The sequence below is a fragment of the Crocosphaera sp. UHCC 0190 genome (assembly GCF_034932065.1).
Classification (GTDB): domain Bacteria; phylum Cyanobacteriota; class Cyanobacteriia; order Cyanobacteriales; family Microcystaceae; genus UHCC-0190.
Genome location: NZ_JAYGHP010000011.1, coordinates 81,628 through 97,480, shown reverse-complemented (window position 1 = coordinate 97,480; position 15,853 = coordinate 81,628). Strand labels below are relative to the sequence as shown.

The 15,853-nt window shown below is 37.1% G+C and carries 16 protein-coding genes; 8 read left to right on the top strand and 8 right to left on the bottom strand.

The window, feature by feature from the left end; translation table 11 throughout:
• Window positions 1–158: 158 nt before the first annotated feature.
• Window positions 159–1,448 (top strand): glucose-1-phosphate adenylyltransferase, encoded by a 1,290-nt coding sequence (locus VB715_RS15830; protein WP_323302182.1) that lies wholly within the window; start codon window positions 159–161, stop codon window positions 1,446–1,448.
• An 83-nt stretch (window positions 1,449–1,531) separates the two neighbouring features.
• On the opposite strand, the gene VB715_RS15825 is transcribed toward VB715_RS15830, so the two are convergent.
• From VB715_RS15825 to VB715_RS15815, 3 genes are read right to left on the bottom strand one after another with little or no spacing between them, the layout of a single operon-like run.
• On the bottom strand, window positions 1,532–1,816 hold the full coding sequence (locus VB715_RS15825; RefSeq protein WP_416336944.1) for a hypothetical protein: 285 nt from the start codon (window positions 1,814–1,816) through the stop codon (window positions 1,532–1,534).
• Between the two features lie 21 nt (window positions 1,817–1,837).
• Window positions 1,838–2,479: a Holliday junction branch migration protein RuvA gene (gene ruvA, locus VB715_RS15820; RefSeq protein WP_323302181.1), complete on the bottom strand. Its 642-nt coding sequence runs from the start codon at window positions 2,477–2,479 to the stop codon at window positions 1,838–1,840.
• Window positions 2,480–2,497: 18 nt separating this feature from the next.
• Entirely contained in the window at window positions 2,498–3,247 is a 750-nt protein-coding gene (locus tag VB715_RS15815) for a sucrose-phosphate phosphatase (RefSeq protein WP_323302180.1), read from the bottom strand.
• A 311-nt stretch (window positions 3,248–3,558) separates the two neighbouring features.
• Between VB715_RS15815 and VB715_RS15810 the strand changes: the two genes are divergently transcribed.
• Entirely contained in the window at window positions 3,559–4,170 is a 612-nt protein-coding gene (locus VB715_RS15810) for a hypothetical protein (RefSeq protein ID WP_323302179.1), read from the top strand.
• A gap of 29 nt (window positions 4,171–4,199) precedes the next feature.
• A complete protein-coding gene (locus VB715_RS15805; protein WP_323302227.1) occupies window positions 4,200–4,787 on the top strand; it encodes a GGDEF domain-containing protein in 588 nt (195 codons plus the stop codon).
• Between the two features lie 94 nt (window positions 4,788–4,881).
• Here the strand turns inward: VB715_RS15805 and VB715_RS15800 are convergent, their stop codons facing one another.
• Window positions 4,882–5,745: a sugar kinase gene (locus tag VB715_RS15800; protein ID WP_323302178.1), complete on the bottom strand. Its 864-nt coding sequence runs from the start codon at window positions 5,743–5,745 to the stop codon at window positions 4,882–4,884.
• Between the two features lie 11 nt (window positions 5,746–5,756).
• Here VB715_RS15800 and rsmI point away from each other — a divergent pair, with 11 nt between their 5' ends.
• Window positions 5,757–6,608 carry a 16S rRNA (cytidine(1402)-2'-O)-methyltransferase gene (gene rsmI, locus VB715_RS15795; protein ID WP_323302177.1) on the top strand — a complete coding sequence of 284 codons (852 nt, stop codon included), beginning with the start codon at window positions 5,757–5,759 and terminating at the stop codon, window positions 6,606–6,608.
• Window positions 6,609–6,641: 33 nt separating this feature from the next.
• Here the strand turns inward: rsmI and VB715_RS15790 are convergent, their stop codons facing one another.
• Window positions 6,642–6,803 carry a hypothetical protein gene (locus tag VB715_RS15790; RefSeq protein WP_323302176.1) on the bottom strand — a complete coding sequence of 54 codons (162 nt, stop codon included), beginning with the start codon at window positions 6,801–6,803 and terminating at the stop codon, window positions 6,642–6,644.
• A gap of 97 nt (window positions 6,804–6,900) precedes the next feature.
• Here VB715_RS15790 and dusB point away from each other — a divergent pair, with 97 nt between their 5' ends.
• Together dusB and VB715_RS15780 are read left to right on the top strand one after the other, a co-directional pair.
• Window positions 6,901–7,932 (top strand): tRNA dihydrouridine synthase DusB, encoded by a 1,032-nt coding sequence (dusB, locus tag VB715_RS15785; RefSeq protein WP_323302175.1) that lies wholly within the window; start codon window positions 6,901–6,903, stop codon window positions 7,930–7,932.
• A gap of 61 nt (window positions 7,933–7,993) precedes the next feature.
• Window positions 7,994–9,373, top strand: a complete 1,380-nt coding sequence (locus VB715_RS15780) for an aldehyde dehydrogenase (protein ID WP_323302174.1) — start codon at window positions 7,994–7,996, stop codon at window positions 9,371–9,373.
• Between the two features lie 63 nt (window positions 9,374–9,436).
• Here VB715_RS15780 and VB715_RS15775 read toward each other — a convergent pair whose 3' ends face one another.
• Window positions 9,437–9,634, bottom strand: coding sequence for a hypothetical protein (locus VB715_RS15775; protein ID WP_323302173.1), 198 nt, complete (start codon window positions 9,632–9,634; stop codon window positions 9,437–9,439).
• A 357-nt stretch (window positions 9,635–9,991) separates the two neighbouring features.
• Here VB715_RS15775 and guaA point away from each other — a divergent pair, with 357 nt between their 5' ends.
• Entirely contained in the window at window positions 9,992–11,620 is a 1,629-nt protein-coding gene (guaA, locus tag VB715_RS15770) for a glutamine-hydrolyzing GMP synthase (RefSeq protein ID WP_323302172.1), read from the top strand.
• A 244-nt stretch (window positions 11,621–11,864) separates the two neighbouring features.
• Here guaA and VB715_RS15765 read toward each other — a convergent pair whose 3' ends face one another.
• Window positions 11,865–12,917 carry a TIGR00341 family protein gene (locus VB715_RS15765; protein ID WP_323302171.1) on the bottom strand — a complete coding sequence of 351 codons (1,053 nt, stop codon included), beginning with the start codon at window positions 12,915–12,917 and terminating at the stop codon, window positions 11,865–11,867.
• A 139-nt stretch (window positions 12,918–13,056) separates the two neighbouring features.
• A complete protein-coding gene (gene argS / locus VB715_RS15760; protein ID WP_323302170.1) occupies window positions 13,057–14,814 on the bottom strand; it encodes an arginine--tRNA ligase in 1,758 nt (585 codons plus the stop codon).
• A gap of 181 nt (window positions 14,815–14,995) precedes the next feature.
• Between argS and VB715_RS15755 the strand changes: the two genes are divergently transcribed.
• On the top strand, window positions 14,996–15,850 hold the full coding sequence (locus VB715_RS15755; protein ID WP_323302169.1) for a diguanylate cyclase: 855 nt from the start codon (window positions 14,996–14,998) through the stop codon (window positions 15,848–15,850).
• The last annotated feature ends 3 nt before the right edge of the window (window positions 15,851–15,853 follow it).

The following is a 15,853-nucleotide window of genomic DNA, read 5'->3' as shown; positions in this document are numbered from 1 at the left end:
TTCAGTTAATCAATGTTTGCTTAATCATCTTGATTTTGGGATTTTCTTAGGGGTTTCTGATAGACTCCCTCACTCCCTCCTTCCCCATACTTCCCAGATGTCCCCCTCAGTTCTAAACTTGACTTGAGAGGTGTAACAGGCAGTCGAGAGGTTATTTTGTGAAGAAAGTTCTAGCAATCATACTCGGTGGTGGCGCAGGTTCGCGCTTATATCCCTTAACCAAGTTAAGGGCCAAACCCGCCGTTCCCTTGGCGGGTAAATATCGCCTAATTGATATTCCCGTTAGTAATTGTATTAACGCAGAAATACTCAAAATCTACGTTTTAACTCAGTTTAACTCCGCTTCCCTTAACCGACATCTGACACGCACTTATAATTTCTCAGCCTTTAGTGATGGGTTTGTAGAAGTATTAGCAGCGCAACAGACAACGGAAAACCCCAGTTGGTTTCAAGGAACTGCGGATGCTGTGCGTCAGTATCTCTGGTTGTTTGAAGATTGGGATGTGGATGAATACTTGATCTTGTCTGGCGATCATCTCTATCGTATGGACTATAGTGATTTTGTCCGACGACATCGAGAAACGGGGGCTGATATTACTTTGTCGGTGGTTCCTATTGATGAAAAACGGGCCTCTAGTTTCGGGTTAATGAAAATTGATGATCATGGCAGAGTCATTGATTTTTCAGAAAAACCCAAAGGGGAAGAATTGAAACAAATGCAGGTTGATACGACTGTTTTAGGGTTAAACCAAGAACAAGCTAAGGAAAGTCCTTATATTGCTTCTATGGGTATTTATGTCTTTAAAAAGGAAGTGTTGACTACTCTGCTCAAAAATAACCCTGAACAAACGGATTTTGGCAAGGAGATTATTCCTGGTTCTTCTAAGGACTACAATCTACAGGCCTATTTATTTAAAGGGTACTGGGAAGATATTGGAACCATTGACGCATTTTATCAGGCTAATTTGGCTCTTAATCGTCAGCCAACCCCTGCCTTTAGCTTTTACAATGAAAAAGCTCCCATTTATACCCGTGCGCGTTATTTGCCCCCTACCAAGGTGCTTAACTGCAACATAACTGAATCCATGATTAGTGAAGGCTGCATTATTAAAGATTGTCGCATTCATAATTCAATTTTAGGGATTCGCAGTCGCATTGAAGCTGATTGTGTCATCGAAGATACGATGGTTATGGGGTCGGATTTTTATGAGTCTCCAGAGGAGAGACAATCTCTCGACGATCAGGGTAAGATTCCCATGGGGATTGGTAAAGGTAGCATCGTCCGACGGGCTATCATCGATAAAAATGCTCGTATTGGTCGCAATGTCTCTATTGTTAATAAGGAAAACGTGGAAGAATCTAATCGTGAAAACGAAGGGTTCTATATTCGTAATGGCATTGTTGTGGTGATCAAAAATGCCATTATTCCTGATGGGACAGTGATTTAAAAGATCATTAGGGGACGATCTTTCGTCCCTCTTTTTTGATCCGATCGCCAAAATATAGCACTTGATTCAGTCACGAATATTAATTATAAAATCATCTGCATTTGTTCCCAAGTTAATCCTTGTTGGATATAGTTAGGATTATTAGGATTATAAGGACTCATTAACCGATCAATACTAATAATAATTGCGTCATCAGATAACATGGGAACATCGGGATCAAAGTCAGTGGGACGCATTAAAGAACTAGAAAATCCTTTGAAAATTAAAAGTTGATCCCCTTCTCCATCTATTTCAAGGGTAATTAATAAGACTTCTTGGGGATGTTTAAGGGTATATTGTTCTAATTGTTGTATTCTAGACATTGCCATCGTTTAAATAATTGATTATGTTTAAGAAGTCCCTTGACTTAACCAAGCGATCGCCTCTCGAATCCATTCTTCTGTATTGGTATTTTTTAACATCAGATTATCTTGACTCAAGGTAGAAATTGCTTGATTAATCTCTTCATTAGTATAACCTAAAGCTAATAAGGTCATCTCAATATCTTCTAAAATGTCTAAGGATGGCATCGCCGATGATGTTGTTACTGTTACCCCAACTAATTGCCGCCATTGAGATAGTTTCGTTTTTAATTCTAAGGCAATACGTTCGGCTGTTTTTCTTCCTACGCCTGGGGTTTGGGATAAAATTCTAATATTTCCTGTGACAATGGCTTGCACTAATTCTTCTAATCCTAATGTGTCAATTAAGGCTATACCTAATTGTGCGCCAATACCACTGACACTAATTAATTGACGAAATAATTCTCGTTCTGATGCTGTTGAAAAACCATACAAAATTTGCTGATCTTCTCTAATTTGTAGATGAGTAAAGATTTGAATTATTTTGGGTTTATCTTGGGATAATTGTCGCGCCATTCGAGAGGGTATTTGTATTTCATATCCCACCTGATTTACGTCTAAAACCAGCACAATTCGCTGGTTAGTATTCTTGATTATTTCGACGGGGTTGCCTTTAAGATAGCTAATCACAGATGATAAATATAATGATTATTGAATAAAACCAAAATGGGTTAATCCTTCTAAGATTCCTGCTGCATAATGATCTTTAGCGAGATAACGAAATGGGGTTTGATGATTATAATACCACTGAAGCAGTTCAGGTTTAGCATTGCCAACAATGATCCCCCTTTCTTCTCCTTGAAATAAACTAATATCGTTACCTGAATCCCCACAAACTACTGTTTTATCAGCCGCAATTCCCCATTTATTTCGTAAGTATTGTAAAGCTGAACCTTTGCCGCCATTGATCGGTAAAATATCTAGGGCATAACTCGCACTATAAATGATTTGAGTTAGTAAATTATGATGAGCTAAATCTGATTTTAAACGGGGAATGATTTCATCAGCAATAGACTCAGATAAATAATAACTTATTTTAAAGGGAGTTTGTTCTGATTGGGGTTGTAATAATAAATCAGAAAAATGACTAGCGATAGCACAAATTCCCTCCCGATCCCATCCTTCTGATACCTCATTGGCCCAAGCTAAATCAAAGTTATGATCAGATGGGTTGATATAGATTTCTGTCCCCACAGATGTGATTAATCTATCCGGTGGTAAAATTGATTTTTCCTGAATCAGTTGATGATATCGATACAGCGATCGCCCTGTAGAATAGACAATTTTTGTACCATAATCAGTGCGATTCTTATTTAAAATTTTGTTAAGAAGACTCAAGGGAATATCGTCACCGATTAAAGTATGGTCAAGATCAGTAACAAATAAAAAATTTGCCATTTTATCGCCTAAAAAAATTGATTATTCTGTGTTATTTTTCTTTGATTATAACATTAAATTAAACTCCCTCTCAAAATTTTGTTTAAGAATTTTCACAAGAGAGGAGACAACTAGAGCTTGGGTTTGAATAAGTCTCAATAATTTAGATAAGCATTTCAGGATTCTCAGGGTTTATACGGAGATTATTTTTCCCAATTATGGAGTAGTTATTGACAAAATTCAGACTATTTCTTGAGTTAACAACGATTTAAACTATCATTATTAATATAGAGTTCCGAATGTAAAATTTAATTAAGAGTCAATTAGCGATTATGTGGGATTTTCTTACCCAAAGATTATTGTCTGAAACTTATATTCCTCATGGACATTGTTACTTGTGGAAACCTTCTTTAGTGGGGTTACACCTTATTTCTGATGGCTTAATTGCCCTAGCTTATTACTCTATTCCCCTAATTTTGCTCTATTTTATCCGTAAACGGGAGGATATGCCATTTAAAGGCATTGTAGTCCTATTTGGGGCTTTTATCCTCTCCTGTGGCACTACCCATATATTTAACATCTTGACATTATGGAACCCGATTTATTGGCTATCAGGAACCGTTAAAGCTTTTACGGCAATGATTTCAATTTATACTGCCATTGCCCTCATTCCCTTAGTTCCCAAAGCCTTAGCCTTACCTTCTCCCAAGGAATTAGAAGTATTAAACCATCAATTAGAAGGACAAATTAAAGAACGTCAAACAGCAGAACAAATTGTCCGTCAACTCAATGAAGAATTAGAAAATCGAGTTCAACAACGTACCGCCGAACTGGAAGCAACTAATCAACAATTACAAACTGAAATTAAAGAACGTCAGCAAGTTGAAACTGCCTTGCGGGAAAATCAACGATTTACGCAAAGAATTGCTGATTTAACGATTTAACCTATTTACACTTACCATTAAATGATTCTATAACCCCTTGTCAAAAACGTTTAGCAGAGGCAATATCTAAGCAAATTGCCATTTCTTTAGCCAATCTAAAACTAAGAGAAACCCTACAATATCAGAGTTTTCGTGATGCTTTAACTGGTCTGTTTAATCGTCGTTATTTAGAGGCATCTATTGTGAGAGAAGTCCATCGTGTCAGTCGAGAAAATCAGCCTCTAGGAATTATTATGATTGATGTGGATAACTTTAAAAAATTTAATGATACTTTTGGCCACGAAGCGGGAGACTTAGTGTTACAAACAATTGGGACTTTTCTTAAGGATAATATCCGTCAATCTGATATTGCTTGCCGTTTTGGGGGAGAAGAATTAACCATTATTTTAGCCAATGCCTCTCTAGAAAATACCAAAGAAAGAGCCGAACAAATCCGTCAAGGGGTTAAAAATTTACACCTTAAATATGGTGATCAATCATTAGGAACAATTACCATTTCTTTAGGAGTTGCTGTATTTCCTAATCATGGAGAAACACCAGAAGACTTATTTCATGCGGCTGATATTGCTTTATATCAAGCGAAAAGTCAGGGACGAGATCGCGTGGTTTCTGCTTAAAACTTAGCGTCGTAACCAGCTAAAGACTCATCAATATTAGGGAGTTTAAGCAAGTCTTCAAGCAAAATTGTTTGAGAAAGTGAAGTCTTCATACTTAGGTTTTTTTTGTAACGGACATCCATTGACGAGTGCCAAAAGATTGACAAGCAACCGAGGCAACATGAGAAGATTTAGCCAGGGCATCAACAAAATTATAGCCTAAAATAAAATGACAAAACGCCCCATGAAAAATATCTCCTGCCCCTAAAGTGTCAATAGCTTTAATCGGTGGAATATCAATCATTCCTGCTCCTTTTTTAGTCCAATATTGAATGGGTTTTTCTCCTTGGGTGATGGCAATATAAGGAATTGATTTTTGTTTTAAATAATCAAATACTTCTTGAGTATTAGAACAATTAGGCGGATAAAAATTAGCCGAACAAATGGCATAATCAACATAGGGTAAAACCTTCTCAAAGCCAGGTTTCCAACTTCCTCCATCAATAACAACAGGAATACCTTTTTCTTGGGCTTTTTGGGCAATAATTTGACTTGCGGTCATTTGATGACCATCAATTAAAATTATGTCAATATCTTGTAAAATTTCTAAGGATAATTTACCCACTTTTGCCTGAGATTTGGTAGCATTAATGGAAATCACTGCCCGTTCTCCTGTCCCTTGATTAACAATAATTGAAGAAGCAGGGGGAGGATTTTGATAAAAAGGTTCGAGATCAAAAACATTAATGTAACAATCTTCTAATTCTGCACAAATCAGTTGACTAATGGGATGATTTCCAATCACACTTAAAACTGTTGCTTGATGGCCAAAATATTTGAAGGTAATAGCCGCATTTGTCGCTGGCCCTCCTGCGGCAATAGTTTGATCAATGGCAACAATTTTTTCATTATGGTCAGGCAAATGATCAGTAAGATAAATAATATCTAAAGTCGTTAAACCGACAAATAATCCATTCATGAGTGAAGATAATGAACAATGAAAACTTACAGCAAGGAACCCTTTATCTTGTGGGAACTCCTATCGGTAATTTAGAAGATATCACTTTTCGGGCTATCCGAATTTTACAATCAGTCAACTTTATTGCCGCAGAAGATACCCGTCATACTGCTAAATTGTTGCAGCATTTTCAGATTAGCACACCGCAAATCAGCTATCACCATCATAACCGTTTGGCCCGTCAAACAGAACTATTAAAAATACTCCAACAAGGGGATAGTATTGCCTTAGTTAGTGATGCAGGAATGCCAGGTATTTCTGATCCAGGTTATGAGTTAATTTGTGCTTGTATTGCAGTTAAAATACCCATCATTCCTATTCCTGGGGCAACGGCGGCCATGACGGCCTTAGTTGCTTCTGGTTTACCCACTGAACGCTTTGTTTTTGAAGGTTTTCTTCCTACCAAGGGGAAGGAAAGACGCGATCGCTTGACGAATTTAATCACAGAAACTCGCACCCTCATTTTTTATGAAGCTCCTCATCGTATTCTAGCAACTTTAACGGAATTTGCTGAAGTTTTTGGAAAAAATCGTCAGATAAGTTTGGCTAGAGAGTTAACTAAACGTTATGAAGAATTTTGGCGAGGAACTTTAGAAGCTGCTGTTTTATTTTACCAAGATTCTCAACACATAAAAGGAGAGTTTACTTTAGTTTTAGAGGGATGTCCTCAAAGTAGTTCTCTTAATTTGACGGTAGACCAATTAAAAGAGGAATTACAACAATTATTAGAGCAAGGAATGACGCGATCGCAAGCTAGTCGTCAGTTAGCCCAGTTTACCTCTTTTTCTCGTCGTCAAATCTATGATTTATCCTTAGAAAATTAGTAACATTTTATCAAGATGTTTTGAAACCTTAACCTAGTAGTCGCTATCGGCCACACAAATGCCCTTACATTTAATACCATTACTAGCCGTACGTCGGCAATGGGGACAAAGTATCGGCTCATCCTCAATTTTTTGAGCTTGTTTGTTGTCAGTAACGACTTCTGGATAATCCTGATTATTCTGGTGGGAAAACATTATAATTGATGAGGAACTGAATCTGATTAAAGTGCTAATAATTTTCATTATAACACTTTCTTGACATAACCTATCCTTAATGGTCTGTAATTATTAAATGGTATCTTTATCTTATCCCCTAAAAGAGAAATTATCAACCCCTTTAAAAATTGGCACAGTTGAGGTTAAAAGTCGCGTTTTACAATCTCCCTTATCAGGGGTAACAGACTTAGTTTTTCGTCGCTTAGCGAGACGTTATGCTCCCTATTCTATGATGTACACAGAGATGGTGAGTGCCACAGAAATCCATCATTTAAAACAACTACCAAAACTAATGGAGATTGATCCCCATGAGCAACCTATTAGCATTCAATTATTTGATTGTCGTCCTGATTTTATGGCAGAAGCGGCTCAAAAAGCTGTAGGCGAAGGGGCGCAAACTATTGATATTAATATGGGATGCCCTGTTAATAAAATCACTAAAAAAGGTGGTGGATCTTCTTTACTTCGTCAACCAGATATTGCTCAAGCGATTGTTCAAGAAGTGATTAAAGCTGTTGAGGTTCCTGTTACAGTAAAAACGAGAATAGGCTGGGATGATAATGAAATTAATATCCTAGAATTCGCCCAAAAAATGCAAGATTCTGGAGCATCTATGTTAACTATTCATGGGAGAACTCGCGCCCAAGGTTATCAGGGTTCTGCTCGTTGGGAATGGATTAAAAAAGTCAAAGAAATTTTGACCATTCCTGTCATTGCTAATGGAGATATTTTTTCCGTTGAAGCAGCCATTAAATGTTTAGAAATGACAGGTGCTGATGGGGTAATGTGTTCTAGAGGAACCCTCGGTTATCCTTTTTTAGTGGGAGAAATTGACTACTTTTTACACACGGGAAATATTTTACCCCCTCCGACAGCAATTCAACGTTTAGAATGTGCAAAAGAACATCTCCAAGGGTTATGGGAATATAAAGGAAAACGGGGGATTTATCAGGGAAGAAAACATCTTACTTGGTATTGTAAAGGGTTCCCTGGTGCATCAGAATTAAGAGAACAAGGATCTCGGATTGAAACCCTTGAAGAAGGACATAAATTGTTAGATAAAGGGATTCAATTTTGTTTATCTAATTTTAGCGATACTACTCATTGATTTTATGATATTATTGACTCATAAAATCCTTGTCTTTGTAAACTTTGGAAAAACATAAGTGATGTTAATAGCCAGTAATATTCCTCAGTTAATTCAAACACAACGTCAATTTTTTGCCACTGGAAAAACCCAGGATATACAATTTCGTTTAGAACAGCTTAAACAGCTTAAAACGGTAATCAACGAGTATGAAACTGAAATTTTACACGCCCTACAAAAAGACTTAAGAAAACCAGATTTTGAAGGCTATCTTGCCGAAATTAGAGCGACTATAGCAGAAATAAACTATACCTTAAAACATTTAATAAAATGGGTGAAAAAGAGAAAGGTTTCTCTTCCCATTGAACAGTTACCCGCTACAGGTTGGGTGCAACCTCAACCGAGAGGAGTTGTCTTAATTATTAGTCCTTGGAATTATCCCTTTAGTTTAGCAATTATACCCTTAATTGGAGCGATAGCTGCTGGAAATTGTGCCATCATTAAACCATCAGAAATGACTCCTACTACATCTAGAATTATTGCTGAAATTATCGAGAGAACCTTTGACTCATTTTATCTAAAAGTGATCGAAGGAGGTAAGAAAAGCAGTCAAGAATTATTAGGGAAAAAATTTGATTATATTTTCTTTACAGGTAGCCCATCAATTGGTAAGATTGTGATGGAATCTGCGGCTAAATATTTAACCCCTGTCACCTTAGAATTAGGGGGAAAAACTCCCTGTATTGTTGAAACAAAGATTAACTTAAAAGAAACAGCAAAGCGTATCACTTGGGGAAAATTTATCAACGCTGGACAAACTTGTGTTGCTCCTGATTATTTATTAGTTAATCAGCAAATAAAGACTGAACTAATCAAGGAAATTTGTCAAGTAATCAAGGAATTTTATGGAAACGATCCCGCCCAAAGTCCTGATTATGCTAGAATTATCAATCAACATCATTTTGAGAGATTAATCCCCTATTTAAACTCAGGAAAAATCTTGATTGGCGGTCAAATTAATCCAGAAGACTATTATATTTCACCGACAGTTATGGATCAAGTTTCTGCGGAAGATCCTATTATGAAAGATGAGATATTTGGACCTATTTTACCTGTTTTAACCTACAAAAATATTGAAGAAGCGATCGCTTTTATCAATGAACGACCAAAACCCTTAGCTCTCTACTTATTTTCTAATGATCAAAAACAGCAACAAACTGTATTAGAAAAAACGATATCAGGGGGAGTTTGTATTAATGATACAATTATGCACTTAGGGGTTCCAGAATTACCCTTTGGAGGAGTAGAAAATAGTGGTATCGGCAGTTATCATGGCCAAGCAAGTTTTGAGACATTTTCCTATTATAGAAGTGTTTTAAAACGCTCATTTTGGCTAGAAACAAATTTACGATTTCCCCCTTATTATGATAAATTAAAATGGGTCAAACGTTTATTAGGATAAGAAAAAACCCTCACAAACAGGAGGGTTATTTATAAGAGAAACAAGGAGCATGGTAAACTTTAACTAACGGAGTAACCTTGGTAATATATTAACTAAACCCGCATTAAAATAGCGTCCATAATGATCGAGATATTGTTGTTGTTTGAGACGGTTAGGGTTAGTAAAAACATCAGTTAATCCCCAACTAATAAACATAACAAACAAGGCAAGAATCAGATAGTTTCGGAGAATCACAAAAACTTTTCCAGAAGTTAAAAACATTAAAATTTACCCTAAAAATTGCTTATAATTTATTGGCTCTTACTTGCCTCAACTATATTTATGATATCGAGAACGTCAAGAGGATGTCAGTCCCAAAATGCCAGAAAATCAAACAAGTTAATCCTTCTTGGTTGTCGAAAAAAGTAGAATAAAGTAGAATAAAATAAGTAGGTAGTCATAACTAAATGTCAACTAATTGGCAAAATAATGCTATAATAGCAAGAATATTTAATTGTAATTATTAAACCGATCATCTCTCTATTCCACGACAAACCAGAATAGAAGATCTGCTTTGAGTAGGTTGTGATCTTAGCAAAGTTTTACCCATCAATCCCTATCTGTTTGACTTGTTGAAACGTGACTACCCAAACCCCCTCCCTTCCCCAAAACTCAGAGACTGTACCTACAACCTCTCTCGAACAAAGTCTAAAAGGCCAAATTATCGTCATTCTTGACTTTGGTTCTCAATACTCAGAATTAATTGCTCGTCGCATCAGAGAAACCCAAGTTTACTCAGAAGTATTACCCTATCGAACCACTGCCGAAAAACTTCGCCAAATTAACCCCAAAGGGATTATTTTATCTGGGGGCCCCAACTCAGTTTATGACGATCTCGCCCCACAATGCGATCCCGAAATTTGGCAACTGGGTATCCCCGTCTTAGGGGTTTGCTATGGAATGCAGTTGATGGTAAAACAACTGGGAGGCAAAGTCGAAAAAGCCAAACGAGGGGAATATGGTAAAGCATCCCTGACAATTGACGATCCCACCGACTTACTGACCAATGTCGAAGATGGTTCCACGATGTGGATGAGTCATGGGGACTCCTGTACCCGTCTCCCCCAGGATTTTGAGATTTTAGCCCATACGGAAAATACCCTTTGTGCAGCGATCGCCGACCATCAGAAGAAACTGTTTGGGGTGCAATTTCATCCTGAAGTAGTTCACTCCATCGGTGGCATTGCCCTAATTCGGAATTTTGTCTATCATATTTGTGAATGTGAACCCACTTGGACGACGGAAGCCTTTGTTGAAGAAACCATCCGAGAAATTCGGGCCAAAGTGGGGGAGAAAAAAGTCTTATTAGCCCTTTCTGGAGGCGTTGATTCTTCAACCTTAGCCTTTCTACTTCATCGGGCGATCGGTGATAATTTGACCTGTATGTTCATCGATCAGGGGTTCATGCGGAAAGGGGAACCCGAACGACTGGTCGATATTTTTGATCGTCAGTTTCATATCTCCGTTGAATACGTCAATGCGCGGGAACGCTTCTTAAAACAAATAGAGGGAGTGACAGATCCTGAAAAGAAACGCCGTCTCATTGGCCATGAATTTATTCAAGTCTTTGAAGAAGAATCTAAACGTCTGGGGCCCTTCGACTATTTGGCCCAAGGAACCCTTTATCCTGACGTGATCGAGTCGGCCGATACCAATGTTGACCCCAAAACAGGGGAAAGAGTAGCTGTTAAGATTAAAAGTCATCATAATGTGGGGGGACTACCCAAAGATCTCCGGTTTAAGCTGGTTGAACCCCTCCGTAAGTTATTTAAGGACGAAGTGCGGAAAGTTGCCCGGGCCATTGGTTTACCGGAGGAAATTGTCCGTCGTCATCCCTTTCCCGGCCCTGGGTTGGCCATTCGGATCATTGGGGAAGTGACTTCAGAACGGTTGAACATCTTACGGGATGCGGATTTCATCGTGCGGGATGAAATTGCCAAGCAGGGGATGTATCATGATTTTTGGCAAGCTTTTGCGGTACTTTTACCCGTCCGTAGCGTCGGTGTGATGGGAGATAAGCGCACTTATGCTCACCCTATCGTCTTACGGTTAATTACCAGTGAAGATGGTATGACAGCAGACTGGGCCAAGGTTCCCTATGACTTATTAGAAACCATCTCTAACCGCATGGTTAATGAGGTGAAAGGGGTTAACCGTGTGGTTTATGATATTACCTCTAAACCCCCAGGAACTATTGAATGGGAGTAAGGACAGATCCCAATACTGCTCGGTTAAGGTGAAAAACGTTCTGGAAATCGGGGTGTGGGGAGTGTGGGAGGTGTAGGAGGATAGTGTTAATTTCTTCCCCCTCTTCCCACCCTTGTCTCAACTAACAATTATTTCTTAACCGAGTAGTATTGGGACAGATCCGGGTTTAACACTGTTAAACCCTTACATTGTTTAAGAATTTTATCGGGGCATAATATTATTATGCCCTCTTTATTTGATGCCACTACTTATTAGTTTTGGAAGTTGGAGAAACCTCATAATTTAGAATCTCCATCGGAAAAATTCTCACCTGTAACTTAATGGGTTGTTTAGTTTTCTGGATGAGAAATTTTTGAGCTAATTCTAGTTTTGCTCTGGGGTCAATTTGATTAAGTTTTGCAGGGGTAAGAATGATATCAGCAATTACCAAAACTTTGCTTTCTTGAAAGTTAACTTCTAGTGAAGAAATCATTCCCTCTGTGCTAGGTAAATATTGACGAGAATACTCAGCTAAAGCATGACGAATTTGATTTTCAACGATCATTTGTCGAAAGGAAAATTTTAAGGGTAACGTAATCGCTAAGAGACTCCCTATTAAGATCACTAAGGCCCAAATTGCTTTTTTCCAACTTCCATAGGATTCAAAGAGAAAGACCAAGGCAGCACTTAAAATAATTCCGACCAAATTAGTCAAAAAAAGCAAAAATGACCCTGTAGCAAGGCGAAAATCATAAACAGCTAAGCTAATTCCTACCACACATAAAGGAGGTACTAGGGCAACGGCGATCGCTACCCCAGGAACCGCTTCTGACACACTGCGACGAATTTTGGCAAAACCCCCGGCTGTTCCCGCTGCGATCGCCACTCCTAAATCCAGTAAAGTGGGTTGAGTCCGGGCCAAAATCTCGGAACCTGGAATTCTAAACCCGATGACTTGGGTGGTAAAAAAAGCGATCGCAATGGTTAGCAAAATGCCAAAAATTAGCTCAATGACAGAATAGCTCATCAGTCGAAATTCAACAAGAACAAAAGCATAAGCAAGGCTAATAATTGGCCCCATTAAAGGCGCAATAATCATCGCACCAATGATAGTAGCAGCACTATTAGAAATCAATCCAAAAGTGGCGATCGCTGTGGCCAGAATTAATAAAATAGAGAAGTTACTGGCTAAAATTTGCTGAATGAAACTCTCAGATAAAGTATTCTCTGAGAGTTTTTCTTCACTGACATTTTTTCGTAGTTGACGGAATAATGTCCATTCTTTTTTAAGGAAAGACCACCGAGATGATGCGGCCATAAATTTAACAAATATAGAGTTACTTCTAAATTATGATTTAAGTAAAACTTAAAATTCCATTAAATTTTTAACAGCTTAAAAACTAGAGAATTACATAAAAGGGTTTAACCGTGTTAAACCCCTACAAAATTCTTAATTATTACATCCTTTCTAATACAGAAATTCCCAATAAAGATAACCCCAATTTAAGCGTTCTTGCTGTTAAATCACACAACAATAAACGAGATGTTTTTAAGGAGTCTTCTGATTTTAACACCGGACAATTTTCATAAAAACGGTTAAACTTTTTACTGAGTTCATATAAATAATCACAAAGACGATTCGGTAATAGGGTTTTTTCGACTTCCTTAATTACATCACTGAGTTGTAAGAGATATTTCCCTAACTCAATTTCTGTCTCTTCTTTAAGCATAATTTGGGCAGCTTCTCCCAAGTTTTCATAGTCAATATTTCCCTCTCGACTAATACTTTGTATTCTCGCATAAGCATAGAGCATATAGGGGGCCGTATTACCTTGCAAAGCTAACATCTTATCGTAACTAAAGATATAGTCACTGAGACGATTTTGGCTTAAATCTGCATACTTAACGGCACTAATTCCCACCACTTCCGCAACATTATTAATAAACTCATCAGACTCGGTTCTTTCTTCTAATTCTAAGCGACTTTCGAGGTCTTTACGAGCATAATTAATCGCTTCATCTAATAAGTCCTTAAGTTTAATAGTTTCACCAGAACGAGTTTTTAATTTCTTGCCATCTTCTCCTTTTACTAACCCAAAAGGAATATGAACTATTTCTACCGTTTCGGGTAAAAAATTGGCTCTTTTTGCTACTTGAAAAACTTGAGCAAAATGGTTAGATTGTCCCGAATCTGTGACATAAATAATGCGGGTTGCCCCATCTTTTTGAATGCGATATCTGAGGGCCGCTAAATCTGTGGTTGCATAGTTATAACCCCCATCAGATTTCTGCACAATTAAGGGTAAACGATCACCAGATTTATTCGTAAATCCTTCTAAGAAAACACATTGCGCTCCTTGATCTTTTTCTAAGATTCCTTGCTGCTCTAAATCCTTAACAACATCTTCTAAAAAGGGATTATAAAAAGATTCTCCTCTCTCAGTTAATTTAATATCTAAACGATTATAAATTACTTGAAATTCTCGACGAGATTGTTCACAAAGTAATTGCCATGTTTGACGAGTTTCGGGATCACCTGATTGTAATTTTACTACCGCTTCCCTGGCAGTTTCTTGAAAGTCTGGATCTTCATCAAACCGCTTTTTTGCCTGTTTGTAAAAGTTAACTAAATCGCCAATATCTAAAGCGTCTGCTTCAGTTAAAGCATCGGGATAAACCTCTTTTAAATAGGTAATTAACATCCCAAATTGTGTCCCCCAATCTCCCACATGATTGAGTCTTAAGACATCATAACCAGAAAATTCTAAGGTGCGGGCAATACAATCACCAATAATGGTAGAACGAAGATGGCCGACGTGCATTTCCTTGGCAATATTGGGACTAGAAAAATCTACAATTACCTTGGGAGAGTTAGGGTTCTTTTCAATCCCTAAACGCTGATTGTTTTGTAAGGTTTTTAGTTGAGTTTCTAAGTAAGTTGGTTTGATTTTAAGATTAATAAAACCAGGGCCGCCAATCGTTGGGGTTTCACAGATATTTTCTAAAGATAAATTATCAATAATTATTTGAGCAATTTCTCTGGGTGGTTTGCCTAAAGTTTTGGCTAAAGAAAGGGCAATATTAATTTGATAATCTCCATGTCTGAGATCTCGGGCCGGGCCAACTTGAGGATCAATATCTTTTAAGTCAGAGCCAAACCCTTTGACTAAAGCTTGACTAACAGCATGGTTCAGTTGTTCATTAATAGAAATCATAGGAAATTAGAATAGTTATCAAAAATTAACTAATGTTTGTAGCTTATTCAGTTTATCATAATTAATGGAGTAGTTATTCTAAAATTATCAAAAAAAATTAGCTTGTTTGCTTTTTGGGTTCAATTGATGTTAAACATCATCAAAAAATTATCAAAAAATCAAGGAAAATAAATAAACTAAAATGAAGCAGTTGCTCATTACATTATTCAAGAAATTGGAATATTTACCCAAGTTATTGGTTTTTAGTTTGGGATTTTTACTGGTTGTTATTATTGGAACTATTGACTATCTTATTAGACTTGATATATCTTTATCAATTGTCTATTTTATTCCCATTATTTTAGTTACTTGGTTTGTGGGTAGAAGTTCTGGTATTTTGATTTCTCTACTGTCTTCTTTTAGCTGGTTTTTAGCAGATTTGGTTAGTAATAAATATCCCTATAGTTGGTTGATTGCTTGGAATACAGGGGTAAGACTGGTTATTTTTCTGCTCATTACTTATCTGCTTTCAGAACTTAAAGCGGCCTATGAAAGAGAAAAAAAATTAGCGAGAACTGATGGACTAACAGGGGCAATTAATCAGCGATTTTTCCGTCAACTATTACAGGCAGAAATTGAGCGTTCTCATCGTTACAAACATCCCTTAAGTTTAGCTTATTTTGATGTTGATAACTTTAAAAAAGTCAATGATGATTTAGGTCATAGTCAAGGAGATTATCTTTTACAATTAATCACTAAAACTGTCCATAAAAATATTCGACAGACAGATATTTTAGCACGACTAGGAGGAGATGAATTTGCTTTAATCTTATTAGAAACAGACTATGAAGCAGCAACAATAATTTTAAATCGCATTCAAAAAGAACTTTTCGTCATTATTGAATTAGAAAAATTACCCATTAGTCTTAGTATTGGAGCCATGACATATTACAGCTTTCCTGAATCAGTTGATCAGGCAATAGAACAGGTTGATAAGCTAATGTATGATGTCAAAAATAATGGGAAAAATGGACTAAAACATCATATATTTAATTAGTTA

Coding starts and splice junctions, on each gene's coding strand:
- VB715_RS15825 (WP_416336944.1), bottom strand. CDS start 1,816: ATGGCAATGTCTAGAATACAACAATTAGAACAATATACCCTTAAACAT.
- VB715_RS15815 (WP_323302180.1), bottom strand. CDS start 3,247: ATGGCAAATTTTTTATTTGTTACTGATCTTGACCATACTTTAATCGGT.
- VB715_RS15810 (WP_323302179.1), top strand. CDS start 3,559: ATGTGGGATTTTCTTACCCAAAGATTATTGTCTGAAACTTATATTCCT.
- VB715_RS15800 (WP_323302178.1), bottom strand. CDS start 5,745: ATGAATGGATTATTTGTCGGTTTAACGACTTTAGATATTATTTATCTT.
- rsmI (WP_323302177.1), top strand. CDS start 5,757: ATGAACAATGAAAACTTACAGCAAGGAACCCTTTATCTTGTGGGAACT.
- VB715_RS15790 (WP_323302176.1), bottom strand. CDS start 6,803: ATGTTTTCCCACCAGAATAATCAGGATTATCCAGAAGTCGTTACTGAC.
- dusB (WP_323302175.1), top strand. CDS start 6,901: ATGGTATCTTTATCTTATCCCCTAAAAGAGAAATTATCAACCCCTTTA.
- VB715_RS15780 (WP_323302174.1), top strand. CDS start 7,994: ATGTTAATAGCCAGTAATATTCCTCAGTTAATTCAAACACAACGTCAA.
- VB715_RS15775 (WP_323302173.1), bottom strand. CDS start 9,634: ATGTTTTTAACTTCTGGAAAAGTTTTTGTGATTCTCCGAAACTATCTG.
- VB715_RS15765 (WP_323302171.1), bottom strand. CDS start 12,917: ATGGCCGCATCATCTCGGTGGTCTTTCCTTAAAAAAGAATGGACATTA.
- argS (WP_323302170.1), bottom strand. CDS start 14,814: ATGATTTCTATTAATGAACAACTGAACCATGCTGTTAGTCAAGCTTTA.
- VB715_RS15755 (WP_323302169.1), top strand. CDS start 14,996: ATGAAGCAGTTGCTCATTACATTATTCAAGAAATTGGAATATTTACCC.